The 20,430-nt window shown below is 57.2% G+C and carries 14 protein-coding genes and 1 pseudogene; all 15 read left to right on the top strand.

The features are described 5' to 3' along the window. Nucleotides 1-8 precede the first annotated feature (8 nt). Entirely contained in the window at nt 9-1,577 is a 1,569-nt protein-coding gene (locus tag EVC45_RS37575) for an adenylate/guanylate cyclase domain-containing protein (protein ID WP_129963182.1), read from the top strand. Further along, the gene (locus EVC45_RS37570) at nt 1,574-3,292 is read left to right on the top strand and encodes a ThiF family adenylyltransferase (protein WP_129963181.1); all 1,719 of its coding nucleotides are present in this window, start codon (nt 1,574-1,576) and stop codon (nt 3,290-3,292) included. Before EVC45_RS37575 ends, EVC45_RS37570 begins: the two co-directional genes overlap by 4 nt. Then, nucleotides 3,270-3,806, top strand: coding sequence for a Mov34/MPN/PAD-1 family protein (locus tag EVC45_RS37565; RefSeq protein ID WP_129963180.1), 537 nt, complete (start codon nt 3,270-3,272; stop codon nt 3,804-3,806). The genes EVC45_RS37570 and EVC45_RS37565 overlap by 23 nt, the downstream gene beginning before the upstream one ends. A 2-nt stretch (nt 3,807-3,808) precedes the next feature. Beyond that, on the top strand, nt 3,809-4,738 hold the full coding sequence (locus tag EVC45_RS37560; protein ID WP_168991611.1) for a TIR domain-containing protein: 930 nt from the start codon (nt 3,809-3,811) through the stop codon (nt 4,736-4,738). 104 nt (nt 4,739-4,842) lie between these two features. After that, nucleotides 4,843-6,090, top strand: coding sequence for a TRAFs-binding domain-containing protein (locus EVC45_RS37555; RefSeq protein WP_211193540.1), 1,248 nt, complete (start codon nt 4,843-4,845; stop codon nt 6,088-6,090). Between the two features lie 680 nt (nt 6,091-6,770). Further along, nucleotides 6,771-7,682, top strand: coding sequence for a Pycsar phage resistance system effector protein PycTIR (gene pycTIR, locus EVC45_RS37550; RefSeq protein WP_129963178.1), 912 nt, complete (start codon nt 6,771-6,773; stop codon nt 7,680-7,682). Nucleotides 7,683-7,768: 86 nt separating this feature from the next. Next, nucleotides 7,769-8,119 (top strand): annotated as a pseudogene (gene pycC, locus EVC45_RS37545) (Pycsar phage resistance system uridylate cyclase PycC); the annotation flags it as partial. Between the two features lie 83 nt (nt 8,120-8,202). Further along, complete coding sequence (locus EVC45_RS48050) at nt 8,203-8,613, top strand: transposase (RefSeq protein WP_373683113.1); 411 nt, start codon at nt 8,203-8,205, stop codon at nt 8,611-8,613. Continuing rightward, nucleotides 8,505-9,020 (top strand): IS5 family transposase, encoded by a 516-nt coding sequence (locus EVC45_RS48045; RefSeq protein WP_373683114.1) that lies wholly within the window; start codon nt 8,505-8,507, stop codon nt 9,018-9,020. The genes EVC45_RS48050 and EVC45_RS48045 overlap by 109 nt, the downstream gene beginning before the upstream one ends. Continuing rightward, nucleotides 9,017-9,373: a hypothetical protein gene (locus tag EVC45_RS37535; RefSeq protein ID WP_129963175.1), complete on the top strand. Its 357-nt coding sequence runs from the start codon at nt 9,017-9,019 to the stop codon at nt 9,371-9,373. The genes EVC45_RS48045 and EVC45_RS37535 overlap by 4 nt, the downstream gene beginning before the upstream one ends. 251 nt (nt 9,374-9,624) lie before the next feature. Continuing rightward, the gene (locus EVC45_RS37525) at nt 9,625-11,574 is read left to right on the top strand and encodes a hypothetical protein (RefSeq protein WP_129963174.1); all 1,950 of its coding nucleotides are present in this window, start codon (nt 9,625-9,627) and stop codon (nt 11,572-11,574) included. Beyond that, nucleotides 11,571-13,295 (top strand): hypothetical protein, encoded by a 1,725-nt coding sequence (locus tag EVC45_RS37520; protein ID WP_129963173.1) that lies wholly within the window; start codon nt 11,571-11,573, stop codon nt 13,293-13,295. The genes EVC45_RS37525 and EVC45_RS37520 overlap by 4 nt, the downstream gene beginning before the upstream one ends. A gap of 134 nt (nt 13,296-13,429) precedes the next feature. Next, the gene (locus tag EVC45_RS37515) at nt 13,430-15,754 is read left to right on the top strand and encodes an AAA family ATPase (protein ID WP_129963172.1); all 2,325 of its coding nucleotides are present in this window, start codon (nt 13,430-13,432) and stop codon (nt 15,752-15,754) included. Nucleotides 15,755-15,779: 25 nt separating this feature from the next. Beyond that, a complete protein-coding gene (locus EVC45_RS37510; protein WP_248295415.1) occupies nt 15,780-17,012 on the top strand; it encodes a hypothetical protein in 1,233 nt (410 codons plus the stop codon). A gap of 26 nt (nt 17,013-17,038) precedes the next feature. Continuing rightward, on the top strand, nt 17,039-20,430 hold a 3,392-nt coding region (locus tag EVC45_RS37505), incomplete at its 3' end, for a hypothetical protein (protein ID WP_129963170.1).

Below are 20,430 nucleotides of genomic sequence, written 5' to 3'. Positions count from 1 at the left end.
GGGTGCAGATGGCGGCGGGCAACTGGAAAAAAGAGCGGGCGCAAGCCCGGATTGCAACGCGGCTCAAAGAAGTCGAAACCATCGAGGTTCGCGAATATAAGCGCGACACGAACCTTGACGACTTGCCACGCAATAAGGCTTACCGTGTTGATGGCGTGCACCTGTACGTCGACATTCTGAATCTCGACGAGATGTTGATGTCATCGCAGTCTGAGGGGCCGACGTGTCATCGCCGCACGTTGCGCTTTCTAAATCTTCATCAACGTGCTGTGCATCGCATCCTGGGTGCGGTCGACGCCATCAAGGTCGATTTTCACAATCAGCGGCTCCATGCCGTTTTCGCCAAACCTTACGACGACGAAGCCTTGCGGGTTAATCGCGCCGTGGCGACTGCCCAGTTGATCATCGACGTGCTTGCGGGCACAGGAGAAGACGGCGACGAATACATCCCTGCGGCAGAGGTGCGCGTCGGGATCGATACCGGGATCGCTCTTGCGGTCTGCAATGGACGCCGTGGCAGTGCCGAACCGCTATTTCTTGGAGTTCCGGCTAATCACGCAGCGAAACGCGCCGGTGGTGGCGACGCGACGGGAATCTTCCTGACAAACGAGGCGCGCAGCGCGATTGGCCTCACCGAAGTGGAGGATGAGGACGCTAGCGCGCTGGGTAACGAAGACGTTGCTGAATGTGAGCGTGAGGCCGCACTCTCGATCACCGCGGAGACGGTGCTGCGGGACTGGAAGACAGACCTCGAGAACAATCCGATCGCGAGATTTGAATTCAGCGGCCATACCCCCCCATTCGCGGACCTCGATCTCGAGCTTTTAACGCCCGGTAACTCTCGCCGCAATGACGCCGTCTCGATCTACGCAGACATCGATGGCTTTACGCGCTATGTTGCACAACACATTGACACCGACACTGGCGCGCGAGATGTGGTGCGTGCGCTTCATGTACTGCGTAGCGAACTGGATGCCGTGTTGACGCAGGACTTCGGCGGCAGAAAAATCCGGTTTATCGGCGACTGCGTGCATGGTGTGATAGCCGCGGGCACGGCACAGACGACCGATACTGAGGCGAGCGCCGCGAATGCAATTCTGTGCACAGGCGCCTTGCGTAGCAGCTTCAACGTTGCGCTTGCGGACCTGAAAAGTGCGGGCATCCCGACCGACGGTCTCGGACTGGCGATTGGCTTCGATGCTGGTCCGGTGGCTATCACCAGGTTGGGCATGAAAGGCGCAATGATCCGATGTGCGACTGGTCGGTGTGTTGTGCAGTCGGAGGCTGAGCAACTCGATTGTACCGGTCGGCAAACCGCCATCGGCGAAAGCGCATATAGCTGGGCTTCGGAAGCCGCTCGCGCAATCTTTGGATCGGACCGCAAGCGTGCCGATCTGGATTTCGCATGCGCTTCCGCGGAGCTTTCCCGCAAGGGCGAGTCGTCTTCGAAGTCATCGCGGGCCGCCGCTACGGGCATCGCTGGCGCGGGCCTGCTCGAAAAGGCAACACCGGCGCCGACCGCCTTCCAGTTTCCGAATCACAACGCTGCGCCGACCAAACCCGCCGGATTCGCATGATGTGGTTTATTGAGGATACGGGGCGGCTGGGCCGAGAACAGGCAGGACTGATCGAGCTCGAACGCGAAAGCGACTGGATGACCATTGAGGGCATGCGGCTGGACGACTCGGTGCGGCTTTGTTTCGATATTGAGATCCGCGTCGATTTGCATGCCTACTCTGTCACGCTGGTCTATCCGGCGTCTTTCCCGTTTTCGCCGCCTTCCGTTATTCCTCGTTCAACACAACGTTGGTCCGACCACCAGTATGGGAAGGGGGGCGAGCTCTGTCTCGAATGGGGGCCTGACAACTGGGTGACGTCGGTCACCGGACGCGACATGATTGCGAGTGCTTACCGGCTTTTGCAAACGGAAGCGCCGCACGGTAACGAGCCAATCCAGCTGACGCCGTCCCGCCATGTTTTGAGTGTGGGGCAGGAACTGCGCAACCGGGACCTGCGACTTCTGCAGACGCAGGCGATGGCTTCGACGCTGGACGCAATGACGACGCCGGCCATGCACCGGATTTCGTTCGCCTGGCATTCACCTGGTACCCGGTCTGTGGTCGTGCCTGTCGAGCTGCGGGCGGGGGAACCGGAAGCCTGGCTCGACCGGACCGTGCCACCAGCGCTCCTGGACACCGGTGCGCGAGTCGAAGGGTGGGTTGCCATTTTGCCGTCGGGCGCCGCAATGCCGGAGTCCCGCGTGGCAACGGCATTCATGGACGAACTGAGCCGGCTCGGATGCGCATACCCCGCCGACGTTCAGCGCGAGCCATTCGAATTGCTGCTCGTCTGGGCGCAAGGTCGTGCAAGATTGATGTCAATGTCGCAGAACGATGACAGCGTTTTCGAATTTGCCCATATGCAGGAGAGTAGTGGCAACCGAAGCCATGCGAACCGGTCTCTGCTTAAGATGAAGACTGTTGCCATCGTCGGGTGCGGTTCGCTTGGAAGCAAGGTCGCGGTCAGCCTGGCGAGATCAGGTGTCTGCAACTTCGTATTGGTCGACGATGACGTCATGCTGCCGGAGAATATCGTCAGAAATGAACTTGACTGGTCTGCGGTCGGCGACCAGAAGGTTGACGCACTAGCACGCCGCATCGGGCTCGTGTCGCCCACCGCGCAATGCGTCAGTTTCAGGCATCAGCTCGGGGGTCAGGAGAGCAGTGAGGGTCTTGCGATCGTGCTCTCACGCTTTGGCAAATGTGATCTGGTTGTGGACGCAACTGCAACTGCACATGTGTTCAATCTACTGGGTGCAGTCATCGATCGCATGGCGAAGCCGCTAGTGTGGGCCGAAGTGTTTCCCGGAGGGATCGGCGGCCTTGTCGCGCGATCGCGCCCAGGGCTCGACCCGTCGCCGCAGACTGCGCGCGCACGTCTCGCCGCATGGTGTGATGGCAAGGGAATTCCTGCTCCGCAGGCAAGTGCGCCCTATGAGTCTGTCTCCGGCGACGTGATCCATGTGGCCGACGATGCGGATGTGGCCGTCATTGCTGCGCATACGGCCCGGTTCGTGATTGACCTGCTCGTGGAAGGCACGGAATCAGTGTTCCCACACTCGGCATATTTCATTGGCCTTGAGGCGGGCTGGATCTTTGCGGAGCCTTTCCACACGTTCCCGATCGATCTGGGATCAGCGGAAACTCGCGAAGTGACGCATCCCGATACGGCGGCGCTCGGGACCCTTCAACGTCTCATAAAGGATTTCTGTGATCGTCCACGTCCCGCCTGACCTCGTGGCCCGGCTGAGAGAAGAGCTGGAGCGCGCCGGGAGCAGGGAGATCGGTGGCGTTCTTGTTGGGGAGCATATCGGCGACGCGGAGTTTCGCGTGGTCGAAATGTCGGTGCAGCGCTCAGGTGGCTCGGTTGCGTGCTTTGTTCGACGCCCGCAAGCGCACCGGCGCTTCCTGAGCCGGTTCTTCGCACGTACAGGAAAGAATTTTGAACGTTACAACTACCTTGGCGAGTGGCACTCACATCCACTTTTCTCCGTTGAGCCGAGTTCCATCGATCTGCGGCAGATGATGCAGATTGTCGAGGACGGTCCCCAGGCGCCGCATTTTGCCGTACTTCTGATCGCACGTTTAAGAGGTAAGTGCGACGTTGAGATAGCGGGGCAGGCGTTCACGACGCACAGAGGGCCGCTGAGGATCGACCTGCGGATATCCGGGCGGCCGGTGCATGACCCCTTCGGGCCCCAGCAACGTACCACTCGCGGCAAAGAAGACACGTCTTGTGGAGCATGACCATGAAAATGATTGAACGGTTCAGGAATCGAGAAGTACTCATTGAAGAGCTGCTTGGCCAGAAGGTTATCCGCGGACAGCGCCCCGTCGCCGAAGCGCTCGCTGATGGTGGCGAGCTTGTCGAATACGCGGCCGGCGCTGTCATCATCGAGCAGGGAGCAAGTGATCGCTCGGTCTTCTTCCTGTTGTCCGGTAAGGCGATGGTGATTGTCAACGGCATCCGGCTCTATCCGCGGGAAGCGGGTAATACCGTCGGCGAGATGTCTGCGGTGAACTCCTCGATTCCGCGTTCCGCAACGATCGAGGCGCTTGAACCCGTTGTCGCGCTGAAGGTCGATCACACCAGCCTCGTCGAGATCGGCAATCGGACGAACGACGTCTGGCGGCTGCTTGCGCAGGAGCTTGCCTCCCGGCTTGAACAGCGAAACAAGTTTGTGAATCGGGCCAATCAGCGGCCACGGATATTCATTATTTCGTCATCTGAGGCGGCCCCGATCGCGCGCACGCTTCGTGTCGGGCTGTCGAAGGAATCCGACGTCACCGTCTGGAACGATGAACTGGTTTTTCCGCCCAGCGGCTACCCAGTTGAGGTGCTCGAGCGCGAGGTCAACCTTGCGGACTTCGGAATCGCCCTTGCTGAGCCGGATGATCTTGTATTTTCGCGCGACCGCACTTCCGCTACACCGCGAGATAACGTGATTTTCGAATTGGGATTCTTTATGTCGCGGCTCGGGCGACACCGGACGATTCTGCTTGTCCCGCGGCAGACCGAGATCAAGTTGCCGTCTGACTTCAAAGGACTGATACCGCTTGAATACGAAACCGCCCCTGACCCCAAGACGCGCGCCGAGTTGATGGGGCCGGCAATCGACCGCATCCGCAACGTAGTGGATCATCTGAAGGTACGGACCTCGTTCTCCCTCATCCAGTAGATCCAGTTTCACCTTTTAGCATGAAAATAGATGGAAGAGGGTGTTGGACCCTGACCGCCAAGCGCCAAGGCCGACGATAACAAAGTAAACAACATGGACCAGAAATGCATTCGATCAGCGACGATTTGCGCAAGGTATGTTTTGTTGTGATGGGGTTCGGCAGGAAGACAGATTTCCAGACAGGCAGGACGCTTGACCTCGACGCAACATACGAGTCAATCATCTTTCCTGCGGCAGAGGCTGCAGGTCTTCGTTGCATCCGCGCCGACGAGGTCAAGCATTCGGGCGTGATTGACAGCAGGATGTACGAGCTTCTGCTGCGTGCAGAACTGGTCATCGCAGATATCTCAACGGCCAATGTCAATGCAGTATATGAACTTGGCGTTCGCCATGCCCTTTGTCCTAATACGACGATCATCATGAGTGAGTCGGGCGGGCGGCTGCATTTCGACCTTAATCACATCAGCACGTTTCAGTACACCCATCTCGGCGACGACATTGGCAGTCGGGAGAGTGCGCGGGCGCGGCGCGCGCTTGAAGAATTGATCAAGGCTGCACTTGAATCTGGACAGACGGATAGTCCGGTTTACACCTATCTCCCCGGCTTGCAAAAGCCTTTGATGAGTGGTGAGCGATATCAACAGGTGCTTGAAGAGACCGAGGTCGCGCAGGAAAAGCTGTCCGAGTTTCTCCATAAAGGCGAAGAGGCGCATCGAAATGGACAGCATGCCGACGCGGTGAAGGCATATGAAGGCGCCCTCAGGATGAAGGCCAACGATACCTTCATTATCCAACGCCTTGCACTCGCCACATACAAGGCGCAAAGTCCCTCCGCACTTGATGCACTGATGCGGGCAAGGGCGATCGTCGATGCGTTGAATCCGGAGGCTTCGAATGATCCGGAGACGTTGGGAATTGCTGGTGCTATCCGGAAGCGACTGTGGATGGAGACGGAAGACCGGACGCAACTTGATGCGGCGATCCGCTACTACCGGCGGGGTTTTGAGATAAGGCGGGACTATTACAACGGCGAAAATCTCGCGACGTGCCTTGATTTGCGTGCACGGGTTCAGTCGGACCCCGCCGAGGAACAGTTTGATCAGATGAGCGCGAAAAAGGTCCGTCAATCGCTCGTTGGACTGTTGACAGGGCTGATCGACGATCCGGTTTTTGGTGACCGCTCAGACAAGAAATGGATTTATGCGACGCTCTCGCAGTGTTCGTTCGCGCTCGGCGAAAATGAAAGCGGCGAACGGTATGAGCAACGTTTCCTTGGCGAGAATCCGGTTGACTGGGAAGTCAGAACATTCACGGAAACAAAGGCGCTATTGGAGCGCGCCGCAACGATATAAGACTCCAAGTGCCGCCCGAATACCGTCGCCTCGGGAGTTCAGCGAACGGAACCGGTCAGGTAACCGGGCGGACCGGCTTGAGCGGCTGCGACGAGCCGAGCGCCGGCTCCCGCAGAGATTGACGTTTTTCTCGTATTCATCTTCTGATTGGGTTCACGTTCCTGCTGAGGCTGAGATACTGGAACGCGGAGGAACGACGGTTTACGCGGATAAGCTGGATCATGACCTCGCACAGGCGGACGGCACAGAGGTCACATCTGTCATGCGTCATCGGATTTGCGAGTGTCACAGCTTCAACCTCTTGCTTACTTCTCGATAATGGAAGCCAGGCATGCAAAATCGCATGTTCGCCGTAAACTTAGGCGATCGACGTCGTTTATTCCGGGACCAGAGTGCGTGAAAACGCATTGACCGCCTAAACTGAATCAACGCACTGAGACCGGGTGACTTATGAAGCGATTCGTTGAAGGCGATGACCGCAGGCAGATCGCACTACTTCCCGACCGTGTCGATGACTACATCGCACAGGACAACCCGGTCTGAGTCATATCCCAGAGGCGTTCGTTAAGGTTGGTTTCGTCGCCCGTGCGCAATACGGGCTGCTCGAAGACATTCCTGGATTTTTGGTTAAAATCATCGTTGGTGTTTTCACGAAAAAACGACAAAGAGAGAGAACGACAATGATTGCGCGATTTTCCGGGGAAGCAGGCAAACGCCTGCGTATTGAAGCGTTCATGGGTCAGAAGCTGGTCGGCGGCGACAAAGAATTGGCGGCGGAGGTGGCGGACATGGTGGAGCTGATTCCGGTCAGCGCTGGCGGCGTCATCATCCAACAGGACGCTACCGATAACGATTTGTACTTCATCATTGCCGGCGCATTCGACATCGTCGTCAACGCTACGCCAATCCGCCGGCGGTTCCCCGGCGATTCAGTCGGAGAAATGGCAGCCGTCGAGCCGATCCAGAAACGGTCCGCGACGGTAATCGCAGTTGAAGAATCTCTAATCGCGAAAATCACAGAACAGCAACTGAGCGAGCTCGGCAGCCGCTATCCGGACCTCTGGCGCCGGATGGCCAAAGAACTCTCCAGACGCCTGATCGAGCGCAATCAGTTCGTGAACGCCAAGCGCGACAAAATCCGCGTCTTCGTGATTTCAAGTGCTGAAGCGGTTGCCGTCGCGCACCTGCTGCAATCCATGTTCGCGCATGACAAGTTCTTGACGGTACCTTGGAACCAAGGCGTGTTCAAGGTCGCGAACTATACGCTCGACGATATTGAGCGTGAGCTGGATCAGTGCGATTTCGCGGTGGCAATCGCTCATGGCGACGACGTTACCAACGCACGCGGCACTGAATGGCCTGCACCGCGCGATAACGTAGTCTTCGAGCTCGGCCTTTTCATGGGACGCCTCGGCCGCAAGCGCGCGATCTTGATGGAGCCGCGTGGAGAAGGCGTCAAGCTTCCGAGCGACATGGCCGGCGTGACGACGATCCCCTATGTCTACGACGAAAAGAACGATACCGAAGCGAAGTTTGGCCCCGCTGCGACCGCGCTCCGCAAGCACATCATGAGTCTTGGGACGATCTCTTAGATAGTCCAGAAAACTGATCTCGGAGCCGAAGGTGCTTCCTTCTACGGCAAGATGGTTGCTGGGACTAAAACAACTAGGGAATATCAATGGCTCTTGCTGACGACCTGAAGAAGTGGGTTGGTGAAACGCTTACGAGCAGCTGGGAAGTTCAAGAAACGACGGGAGTGCCCAATGCGGAGGATCTGCGTCTCAACTCAAACCACGCGAAGGACCTCAACGCTGCGACCGTCCTTTATGCGGATTTGGACGGTTCTACCGACATGGTTAATACCAAAAAATGGGAGTTCAGCGCAGAGATTTACAAGACCTTTTTAAAATGCTCTTCGGATATCATCAAGGACGAAGGTGGCGTGATTACTGCCTATGATGGAGACCGGGTCATGGCGGTCTTCACCGGGGGCTCAAAGAATACGTCTGCTGCGCGATGCGCACTAAAAGGCCAGTTCAAAAAGAGCGCGGAAGGGCTGTTTACTTTCCCGCGAAACGGTTAACCTTGAATGCCTGAACAACGGATCAAGGAATGCCGGCACCTATCATCGATGACGAGCTGTGGGCACTGATCGAACCACTACTTCCACCGCCCAAACCGCGACGCAAGCGATATCCCGGGCGCCTGCCGGTCTCGGACCGTGCAGCACTCAACGGCATCCTGCTCGTGCTGAAGACAGGGATGCGATGGAACCATCTGCCGACCCGGTTGGGCTTCGGCTCTGGAGCGACCTGCTGGCGTCGGTTGCACGACTGGCAGCAGGCCGGGGTGTGGGACAAGCTGCACGGACTGCTGCTCGACAAGCTGCGCGAATCTGGCCAGCTCGATTTCTCATATGCGGCTGTCGATTCATCGTCCGTGCGAGCCGTTGGGGCGGGCCAAAAACTGGGCCAAACCCCACCGATCGCGCACGACCAGGGTCCAAACACCACATCCTCGTAGACGCGAACGGCGTTCCTGTCAGCGCCATCCTGACCGGCGCGAACCGCAACGATGTCACGCAACTGCTGCCGCTGGTCGACGCGATCCCACCGATTCGCGGCACTCGCGGCCGACCGCTTCGCAAGCCCAAAATCATCTACGCCGACCGTGGCTACGATTCCGACTCGCATCGCTGCCGACTTCGCGAGCGCGGCATCAGACCGGTCATCGCCAGGCGCCGCACCGAACACGGCAGCGGCCTCGGCAAATTCCGGTGGGTCGTCGAACGGACTCATTCGTGGCTCCATGGCTTCCGTCGTCTTCGCATTCGCTTCGAACGCCGATCTGACATTCACGAAGCATTCCTCAAACTAGCCTGCTCACTCGTCTGCTGGAACATCTTCAGCCGTGCTGAGCAGCCTTTTTGAACTGGCCTTTAAGGATAAACGCCGCTGTCCTAGATATTATCCAACCATCAATTTCAAAAGGCTGGGCAACGGATTTTGTCTTGAAGCATGTCGTGGGCATCGACACAAGTCGCCTGAGAACAGCGCGAATCGGTGTACGCGGCGACAACGACCTTGTTTGGATTGGTCGGGCTGCAAACTATGCCGCCAAACTTACAAATCTCGCTGGCAAGCCGACGCGCATCACCGCTGACGTCTACAACCTGCTGGCTGATAATTTGAAGTACACGAATGGCGTCGATATGTGGGTCAAAGAGTATTGGGCAGACATGGACATCTGGACTTACAACTCGACGTGGAAATGGGCCGTCTAGCCAATCGCTAGCATGACCCGCTCGGATTGCGAAGCAGCTCGATGAAGCCTTCGCGTTTCCAGAAATTGAACGCTCGCGGGTTTGCGTCAATGACGACGATGCCCAATGCGCGACATTGCCAACCCGTGGCCATTGCACAGCGGGGCGCAGAACCTCTGGGCCAAAGCCTCGTCCCTGCGACCTTTTTCGAAACAGCAAGAGGCCGATGAAAGCGATGTCGGTCTGTGGGTACCTACCAAGAGGTGTTATCGATGTCCGGCTCCCCCATCAATCCGACGCCACGCACGCCCGGCCAACTCGCTTTGGAGCTTCACCGGACGCGAACGTTGACTCTTCAGGCAGAGGTCACTGGCGAAGAGATCGCTAGTCTCACTCCGCTTCTGGTCGACGATGCTTACAGGATTGAAGGAAACAAGGTGGTCTTCGCGTCATTGACCGAGAGGAACCGATTGGCCGCAGCGGAGATTTTCAAGGGGCTCACCGACGACGTTGCGACCGGATACCTTGTCGCTGCGGAGAGCTTGATACAGGACGAGCTACTGCACCCTGTGCACGCTGCGGCACACCTCGTTGTTCTATGCAGTGTGAATCGGGATGCCCTCCTAGATGCTGCGGCGTTCATCCAGTCGAGCGGCGAAAGAAGGCCGCTCGGTCTGGCGATGATGATGGGCGAGGCGCTGACTGAACTGCCTGCCATTTCCGCGAATTCACTATCCGCCTTTTGCACTGCGCTGCAAGGGGCTTACGATGGCAGCATGATTGCCACGCCGTTTTTTGAGAAGCTCGTTGCGGCGCTGGCCTCGCGGACTGAGCTCTGCTCCGAAGTTCTCGAAATTTGTGCATCCGCTCAGAGCTCAACAAGTTCCGACCTGCATCGTGCGGCGCTGTATGCACTGGGGACCAATGATAGCCAGTCAGTGTTTGATAGCGTTTCGGCCGGCGTACGCGGTGATAGCGCCGTAACGCGCGAGGTATGCATGTGGATGCTCGGACGTTTATGCACCAGAAGAAATCTAACCGACGAACAGGTTCGGGCAATCGAGGAAAGTCTCGAACCGTACCTTGTCGACGCGGGCACGGATTTGCATGCCGCAGCTTGTCAAAACGTCGTATGCGGCCTTCCCGAATATGAATTGTGTCGCGATACCTGGAAGCGGTTGATGGAAACCCGGGATATGACGGCCATCAAATCGCTTGCATCGGGACTGTTCGCAATCTCCCGCTCCACGGAGCCTCTGGAAGCTATCCTTCCTCTGGTAGGCGACTGTCTCCCGCTGGGTATCGAGGATAGTGACGAACTCGGAAGTGTTGATCATGTTCTCTGTCTGCTCCTCGGCGGCTCCGCTGTCGAGCAGGTTATCGGCTGGCTTACTAGGTGGATTCGTGAACACGGTAGCGGTGTGTTTGGGGACTCTGATTTCGCAAGGCTCTTTCCGCAAACGGTCCATTGGTTGATGGGAGAGCCTGGTGCCCTCGGAAAGCTCGTAACGAACTGGCTGCTTGATGACGAGCGTAACCCGGCCGCCGCGGCCGGAGGGTTGCTATCGCACGCGGTAGTGCATGGCAAACCGGGTGTACCTCTCGACATGCCCACAGCTGACTCGCTCGACGCACAGGGATTGGTTTTTCTTTACCGACGCATTCTTGGTTTTGTGCTCCAGGAACGACAACTTCTATCCCTTACTTTATCGCTTCTCCGGATCTCCAATGCGAAGGAGCGGACATTCCAGCTTGTCAAGGAAGCGCTGGTAAGCGAAGTCGGCTATGACTATCCGGACCAGACGCTGGAGGCCTTGGTGGCATACCGGGAAACTTGTGCTGATTTGAGCGAGGTGGAATTGATCGACGAGGTTGTGCATGCGATAAAAGCGAATGAGGAGGCACTCGCCACACGACCTGTCGCGAACGAACTGATGCCGCCGGTTCGCCTTTCACGAGATTTCGCGCTCGCCCGCGCAAAAGAAATGGAGCGCGCAATGAGGGCGGCGCGCAAGGAATCGGTGTGGGCGCAAATTGTCCACACAGTGCCTGTGAAAGGCGGCACAGGCTTCTTCAGGATGGTCGATGGTGCTTACCCTGCCGTTACAAAGATGACGACACAACGCATGACGGCGGCTTTGCCGCGCAGGGACGTACTTGACCCTGTCGGGCAGGCCTACCGACGCTTGATTTTCCAAACCGCACGGAGGGAGAGCAAATGAGGCTTATTATTTCCAGCTTCCTGCGTACGTTGCGGGAGCGTGACGAATTCGACAGGTTGCTTCCCGACCTTCTTTCCGCGATGGGATATGTGCCTGTAGCCCGACCGCAGACCGGCGTGCGGCAGTACGGCGTTGATTTGCCAGTCGTGGGTAAGAACCCGGTGGACGGGGTGGAGGAGCTGGTGCTGCTGACCATCAAGCAGGGTGACCTGGGACGGCAGGATTGGGATGGTAGCGCTCAGGCCGTCCGGCAGAGTCTGGACGAGATTATCGAGGTTTGCCTTCCCAGAGATCTGGAGCCCGCGCATCAACCGCTACGTAAGCGAATCATTCTGGCGACGACCGGTGATCTGAAACAGGACACGCAACGTAATTGGACTGCGTACATTGAAAAGCGCGCAAATGAGGCTCAATTCGAGTTTTGGGGTGGCGATAAGGTCGCAGACCTGATTGAGCGCCACATGCTCGATGAACACGTATTCGTCGAGGACGACCGGACTAATCTAAGAAAGGCACTGGCATTCGCCGGCGAGCAGGAATACAGCCTTGCAGACCTGGAGCGGCTGTTGCGGCGCCAGCTCGGACTTGGCAAATCCGGTGAGCTTGATGGGACCGTCAAGGATGGCAAGCCGCTTGTGAAAGCGATTACCCGACTGAATCTCGCTTTGCACATGTTTGCAAAGGCCGCTCAGGACGCTGGTGACACGAGACAGGCGCTTGTGGCAGCAGAGCTTTTCATGCTGAAGACCTGGCATCGGATTCAGTCATCCTCTGACCCAAGCCATCGGCAGGTGCGAGAATCCTTCATGCGGCTATCGCAAACCTATATGGATGTCGCCATGGCATACGTTAGAAAGATGGCGCCGTACATGATGGTCCGGGATGGCATGTCTGGATACACACGCGAGAGCGCCGAATACGGCGTAGTGCTCCTCGAGCACGTCGGGTTGGTAGCGACGACTGGATTGGCAATATTCTGTCTTGCAGACGACTCCGAACACAAAACTGCCTGCGGCATCGCTGACCTGCTGGCAGCTATGTTAGCGAATATGCCTGCGACCGCTTCGCCCAGGCTCGACCGAAACGCCATTGACGTGTCCCTTGCACTTCTGTCGCTGACGATGACAAATCGGCATGCTGCCGCCTTGGGCTGGCTTTCGGAACTGTGCGGCCGCCTGCTCTTCTCGTTCAGACGACAACTCGATTTTCCAATCAGCAGTGATTCCTTCGATGACCTGGTCGAGTTTAAGGGAGGCCAGCACGACGAACTCATCGCGACCATGATGGGGGCGTCCTGGATGTCTGCGTACGTGTTTCTGTGGTGTGTTGCTCTTGGTATGGAGCGAGAATACGCCAATGCGGTGGAGTTGCTGCGGAAAGAGGTTCCTCAGGTGGTGCCTCAGGTCTGGCATCCAGATTCCGAATCAGAAAAACGGATGTTCTTTGGCCCGATACACACGACGACTGGAAACACGGAAATCATGGAGTTTCCGTCTTCGGCCGAGGCACTTCGCGAGCGGATCAACAAGTTTCTGGAGCACGACCCGATAACCAGCTTTAGCGAGGACGGTCAGGTAGGGTTTCATCCAATGGAGATGATCGCGGTCCGACACTATCGAACGCCGTTCCCTGTGAAGATTCTATATGGCTTATCGCGGTTGGGACGCGAAGATGCTGCTGAAGATTCGGCAGAGCAGCCGGAAGCCTCGCCGGGTGGCTGAGAGGATACCCGCTTGATTTAGGGCAGGCGTCATGTGGAACCGCCGCAGCCAGCACGGTTGGAGCAAAGAATCGTCGCTATGGTCTGGGTCAGACGGCCCAGCGATGCGCGGCGTGTTAGACGATGGAAACAACAATGACAATTCAACGAATCCAGAAGCTGCAAGGCTACCGTATCTTTCGCGATTTTCGTTGGGAGGGGCTTCCTGACTTCGGAAGATACAACCTGATTTATGGTTGGAACGGGGCGGGCAAGACATCGCTATCGACTTTGTTCCGGTCTCTGCAACAGAGAGTGTCGCCTGATACGGGTGTTGTCGAGCTCGTTGTCGATGGAACCGTGGTGTCCGGTTCCGATTTTACTTCCGCGAAGTTGCCGGCCATCCGTGTCTTCAACCGTGATTTCGTGGACCGAAGCGTTTTCGAAATGCCGGGGCAAGCACTGCCGCCGGTTTTTTACATTGGCGAAGACAGTGCGGAGAAGCAGAAGCGAATTGCCGAATTGCAGGCCGAGCGCGATGCATTGAACGTGCAACTGTCGACAATCGAGAAGGACAAGAAGGCCGGAACCGAAGAACTGAATTCCTTTTGCACCAGTCAGGCGAGGGGTATTCGCAACCTGCTGTTGGGTGATTCACGTTACAACAACTACGAGGCCCCCAGATTCAAGGAACTGATGCAAAGGCTGAAGTCGGCCCCGGAGGCGCCGGTACAGCTGGAGGCCTCTGAAAGACAGCGCCTCGAGGAGGCGTTGGCGGGAACGCCTATGCCCCCGTTGCCAGTTCCGTCGTTTGCAAGCATTAAGCTTGGCGAACTCACGGGCGCGATTGGCATCGAGCTGGAAAAGACGGTGGTGGCGAGCACTCTCCAGGAACTGGTCGATGCTCCTGACGTCGCGAGTTGGGTCGAGCGTGGCATGCGGCTCCACGAACATGGACAGACGCACTGTCAGTTCTGCAAGCAGCAACTCGACCCTGCCCGGGTCGCCGCGCTCGAAGCACACTTCAATGACCATTTCAAAGCGCAGCAACAGCGTCTTAGCGGGCTTCTGTCTTCCGTTGAATCACTTCGCGAGAAACCCCGCGCCCGAGAAATTCCCGAGAGGTCGGCCCTGTATCCGCACCTGCGCGAGGAATTCGACAAGGCCGTAGGGAAGTTGAAGACACAATCGGTGCTCATTGAGATGTATCTGGACCGGTTAAAGGACGCGCTTGAGGCAAAGACAAGTGACCCGTTTTCCCGGCTCGAACTCAAGAACTATCTGAGCGTGGTTGACTTTGAAAGCGACTCCGTGCTGGTCAATTTAGCGGAGATTGTGCTCAACGGACTGAACGCGATGGGCATCGCAGTCGGAATGGCAGGTGCCGATACGATCGTTCGCCTTGTTGAGTCTCACAACGAGTACACGGAAAATTTCCAGAAGTCTGCGTCCGCTGCCCGCGCCCAACTCGAAATTGACGAAGGCGTGAAGAGCTTCCCGGAATGGTCCATCCGTGAAAAGACGGTTGCAGATTTGACTATGTCAAGTGAGGATGTGCGAAAGAAGATTGGCCCCATTACTAACGATATAGCGAAGTTGCAGCGTGAGATCAGGCAGCACCTGAAACCAGCGGAAGAGCTCAGTCGCGAAATGGCAGCCTATCTCGGGCGGGACGAACTGCGCTTCGAAACGAGGGATACAGGGTACGCCATCATGCGGGGGAGCAACCCCGCTATGCATCTGAGCGATGGGGAACGAACGGCGATCGCTTTCATGTACTTTCTCAAGACGCTGCGAGACGCCGATTTCGATATCAAGAATGGCGTCGTTGTAATCGATGACCCCGTGTCGAGCCTCGATGCAAATTCCCTATATTGTGCATTTGGGTACATGAAAGACCGGACGAGGGACGCAAAGCAGATATTTGTTTTGACGCACAACTTTGGCTTTTTCCGGCAGGTCAAGAACTGGTTCAACTACGCAGGAGGCCTGCGGGACCGTCCGTACGACCCTGAGAAGTCGAAGAGCGCACATTTCTACATGCTCGCCATGAGAATTCACGACGGCCAGCGGAACGCGTACCTCAGAACACTTGATCCCTTGCTGCACGAATACGAATCGGAATACCACTACCTGTTCCGGTGTGTGAAGGCCGGTGCTGAATCCGCTGCTCCGGCGAGTCTCGCCGACGTGTACGGTCTTCCAAACATCGCCCGCCGGCTACTGGAGTCGTTTCTCGCGTTTCGCGTTCCTGGGCGAGCAGGAAACCTTGCCCAACAGTTGGAGGCGCTACAAGGTGACCCAGCGGCGAAGGCTCGAGTCATCCGGTTCCTGCACACGCATTCCCACATGGAGCAGATAACGGAACCTGAGCATGACCTTTCCGTGCTTTCGGAGGCGCCCGCTGTGCTTACCGATTTGCTTGCATTGGTGCGGGCCAATGACACGCAGCATTACGACGCTATGATGGCCATTGTTTAACGCTCGTGATTAAACTATGACGGAAATGGGTGCCGTGCCTACACACGACGAAGAATTACCATCTGAAATGGCCAAGGTTCGTGAGACGGTCCTCGCTGCGATGGAGGATTTCGTGCCTGCTGGGCCTCCGGTGTCTCGCGAGGAGGCGAAACAGTTTTTTCTTTCCTCGTGGACCGAGGCCGGACGTGATTTGCCGCCGTACTATCTTGTCTATTTTCTGCTGGTCGACCTTTTGCGATTTCCCCATCTCGGACAGTGGGAAAAGGTCGCTTGGGCTGTACCGGTTCGCTTGCGCGGGAAGCTCTATGGAATTGAGCATCGGAAGATGGGAATCGGAGTCTTCGCACCGAATCCTGACCCGTCCGCAACACGCAGCACGAAGTCGAGCGAGGAGGCAGAAGCCGATGCCCGCGAAATAGTTCGACTCCTTAAGCGCGCGGTGGCCGCCGCTGAACCGTACTTCGAGTGGCGTGCCAGGACCGCCGCGAAGGGACCCAATATCAACGTCGTGAACAGAAGTGCCGTACTGTTCGAACGATATCAATTCTTCCGCGAGCAATTCGAGGCATTGGGCTCAGAGGCATTGCGTCGACGTGACGAAATGACGAAGCCGGAGGAGGGGCTGAACAACCACAAGTTGCGCTTTTCGCATATTTTTCCGGGTCTGAGACTGAGGGACGAAGCGGAGTGGAGCGCACAGGCCGCGATAGAAGCGTTCTTCAGTTGGACCGAGCACGTATTCATTCACCTGACCATTCTGCAGGGAAGAGTCGAAAACGGGGAAGAAGTCGCAAAGCTGGCGGAGGCCGACTGGAAGACGAAATTCAGGGCGGCGCTGGATATCGACGAGCCGACAATGAAGACTCACTATGACAACCTTCTTGCACTCCGGACGCAAATCCGGAATTTTATGGCGCACGGAGCGTTCGGAAAGCGGGGTGAAGCATTCAATTTTCACTCAGGAGCAGGGGCAGTGCCGGTCGTGCTGACTAGGAATCCGAAGCATCGTTATTCTTTGACTGGAGGGCCGGAGTTTGACGAGAGGAGTGCCCTGCGGGAAATCGAACTATTTATCACGCACCTGTGGTCGGGCACGCGAGAGCCTGCCCGTGAGTGTTTGGAGAGTGAACTGCCTACCGTTCTCAAGTACGCAACCGACGGTACGTATGCTAAGGCCATGCGATCTATCGGATCAATGAAAAAGTTCATGGAAGACTATGCCGCGCGGCAAGAGCGAGCGGCAAATATGGATTGGTAGGGCCGGGCTGCCAGCGGGAGATCTCTTTGAATCTGATTACTGAAAACTTCCTCGACGAATGGGTGCGCGGTCACTCCCGTGAGGCGCAAGGGCTGGTAGTTGAGCTTGTGTGGCGTCTGGTGGCAGCATCTTCGCCGCGCCCAACAAACCGCCGATTTCCCCTCGGCGACAGTATTGGACAACACGGACCGGACGGCGAACTGCACACGGAATATCCGTATGAACCGTTCATTCCAGAGGGGCGGTCGTATTGGGAAATCGGCACCAGCATCGATGCACAGAAGAAAGCGAACGATGACTACCTGGCGTTGACGAAGGCTGTCTCAGTTGAAGTGCGCGCGACGTCTACGTTTATCTTCGTGACCCCCTTGTCCGGCAGGAGAGATTTCCCGGCTGACTGGCGGGGAGAAAACCAGCTGGCGTGGATCGCACGGCGCCAGCAACGGGGCGAGTGGAAAGACGTTCGCATAATCGACGGCACAAAGCTGACTGACTGGTTGCATCACGTGCCGGCCGTGGAGCTATGGTTCGCGAAACAGCTGGGCATTGCCGTAGAGGAACTTGAAGTACCGGGTGAACACTGGCGGTTGCTGAAATCTGCAGGCGCACCTCCTGACCTGCCTGCGGAACTGTTTTTGATTGACAGGCAGGAAGCATGCGAACGGCTGGACGCGGTTCTGGCAGATGAAGCAGTGCAGTTACGCCTTGAAACCCGTCATCCGGAACAGGTGATTGATTTCGTTTCTGCGTATATCGCAAGTCTCGAAGCGGAGCGTCAGGCTGATGTCGCTGGCCGCTGCCTCATCGTTTCCGGCCCGCATGCATGGAACGAAATCGTTTCGAGGCGCGAGCCTCACGTGTTGATCGCGGATCCCACGCTTGATGTTTCCAGCGAGGGCGGCTCAAAGCTGCTTGAAAAGGCGCTAAGAGGTGGGCATCGAATCGTGTACGGCAGCGTCCCCGGAGGCGCCAGGCATTCGACATCTGTTTCATTGCGAAATCCAGAGCCATATTTGCTCGAGAGGACGCTTCGGGACGCCGGATTTGCCGATGAGCGTGCCCGTACTGTTGCCCGCAAGAGCTACGGCAATCTTGAAGTGCTGGTTCGTTCGCTGAAGGACGTGCCGACGACGCCGTCGTGGGCGAACGGTCCACGCGCGGCCGACTTGATGATTGCCATGCTCCTCGGTGGGTGGAATGAGAGATTTCCGGCTGATATCAAGGTAGTAGAGAAACTGTCACGACGCTCGTATCACGATTGGGTAACCACACTTCGCGAGGTGGCGACGAAACGTGACGCACCGGTGACCCATCAGGATGGTGTGTGGAAGTTCGTTTCACTCAGCGAGGGTTGGGATGCGCTGGGCGGCCTGATTTACGACAGCCACCTCGGCGACTTTTTCGATGCTGCTGAAAAGGTACTCGGGGAGGATGACCCAGCACTTGGCCTAACGAAAGAAAGGCGAGCAGTTGCAGGACTGCTTGGGCAAGGCCTCACACATTCAGCGACGCTGCGTGGCGGCGTTGCCACGACATTGGCGTTGCTTGGTGCGCGACCTGATTCACTGACGTCGTGCGCCATCGGGCTATCTGCTTCTGTCTCCTCCCGGATTGTGAAGTCGGTGCTCAAGGACGCTACTTCGAAACAATGGGCAAGTATCAACGAACTGCTGCCGTTGCTTGCTGAAGGAGCTCCGTTAGCGCTTCTGGAAAGCGTTGATGCCGCCCTTGGGGCGACCCCGTTACCGTTCGTCGCCGTATTCAAGGAGGAAGACTCCGGCGTCTTCGGCCAGAACTACATGACCGGACTACTCTGGGGGCTGGAATCCCTGGCGTGGGAGAGCGCCTATCTCGGGCAGGTTGTCGACTGTCTGGCAGAACTGGCAACGCTGGACCCCGGTGGGAGGTGGGTAAATCGCCCGATCAACTCACTGATCACAATATTTCTGCCTTGGCACCCCCAGACGTGCGCATCGTACGCGGAGCGGCTGTCTGCAGTATCTCTTGTCGCAAAAAGTGCGAGGCTGCAGCACGTCGGCTGGAAGCTGTTACTCGGGCTGATGCCAAACGCGAACACGTTTTCGAACGGTGGTCACAAGCCGACATGGAGAATATCAATTCCCGAGGATTGGTCGGGCGCTGTCAGCGACCCGCAATACTGGGAGCAGACTTCAGGTTACATCGGGCTCGCGCTTGAGGTTGCTGCCGGAAAGCCCGGCAGGCTTGCGGATCTTTTGGACCACATGGCCAGCTTTCCTCCTCCACAATGGGAACAGGCGGTCGAACTTCTTGATTCAAAGCAAATTGCGGGTGTGGCTGAACGCGAGCGATACGGACTTTGGCGACGTCTCGAGCAAACTATCTGTCAGCATCGACTAGTTTCCGATGCCGCATGGGCGATGCGGCCAGAGCAGCTTGATCGGCTGTCAGTCATATCTCACAAATTGACCCCGCCGTCTCCGCAAATTCGAAGTCTCAGCCTGTTCGACCCTGACGATTCCACGAATCATGATGCGCCGGGAGACTGGCGTGCGCACGTGGCCAGTCTTGCGATACGGCGGCAGGATGCGATTCGCGAACTGCTGGATATCGGCAACGAGACCCTCCTCACTTTCTTATCGGAAGTTGCGTCACCCTATCTCGTGGGGACTTCGTGGGGCGAGCTCAACGAAAGGTGCGACGATGGAGTCCTCTTGCCGCACTTTCTCATAGCCGGGTCCGAGGCGATGCAGCACGCCGCAAGGGGTTATGTCCAGGGGCTATTTTCGACAGGAGGTTGGCATTGGCTTGATAGCCTGTCGTGGGCTGATTGGCAACCCGCGGAAGTGGCGCATCTTTTCACCTATCTTCCATTCACGCCTGATGCATGGACGCGGGTAGAGGCAGGTGGCCAGTCCGTAAGCAAACAATACTGGCTGGCTATCAAGGTATGGCTGAACGTCGAACCGGAGCATACGCTTGAATGCGCACTTAAACTTTTAGAGAACGACAGACCCTTTGCTGCGCTGCGCCTTCTACATCGCGCGATGCGCGACAAGAAGCAGGTGCCCACCGACGTGTTGACACGAGCGTTCCAGGATGCGATTCAGAAGGAGACAAGCGTCGCCGACATAACACTCTACGAACTCGGAGAGTTGGTCCAGCAGTTGCAAGGTCGTACCGATGCTGACCCGGATGCGCTTTGCCAGATTGAATGGCAATTCCTGTCCGTCCTCGACTTCCACCGAGGAATGGCGCCCGTGGTATTGCACCGCCGTCTGGCTCAGGACCCTGAAACATTTTGCGGCTTCCTCAAACTTGCTTTCAGGTCGATTCATCACGCGCCACCGTCGGATTCGGATGCTAAGAGATGGATTCAAAAAGGCTGCTCCGTCCGTCTGAAGATGTTCCAGCAGACGAGGGAGCAACCGAATTTGAG

It is taken from the genome of Paraburkholderia sp. UYCP14C (assembly GCF_004197395.1).
Taxonomy (GTDB): Bacteria; Pseudomonadota; Gammaproteobacteria; order Burkholderiales; family Burkholderiaceae; genus Paraburkholderia.
This window is presented reverse-complemented; position numbering and strand designations above follow the sequence as displayed.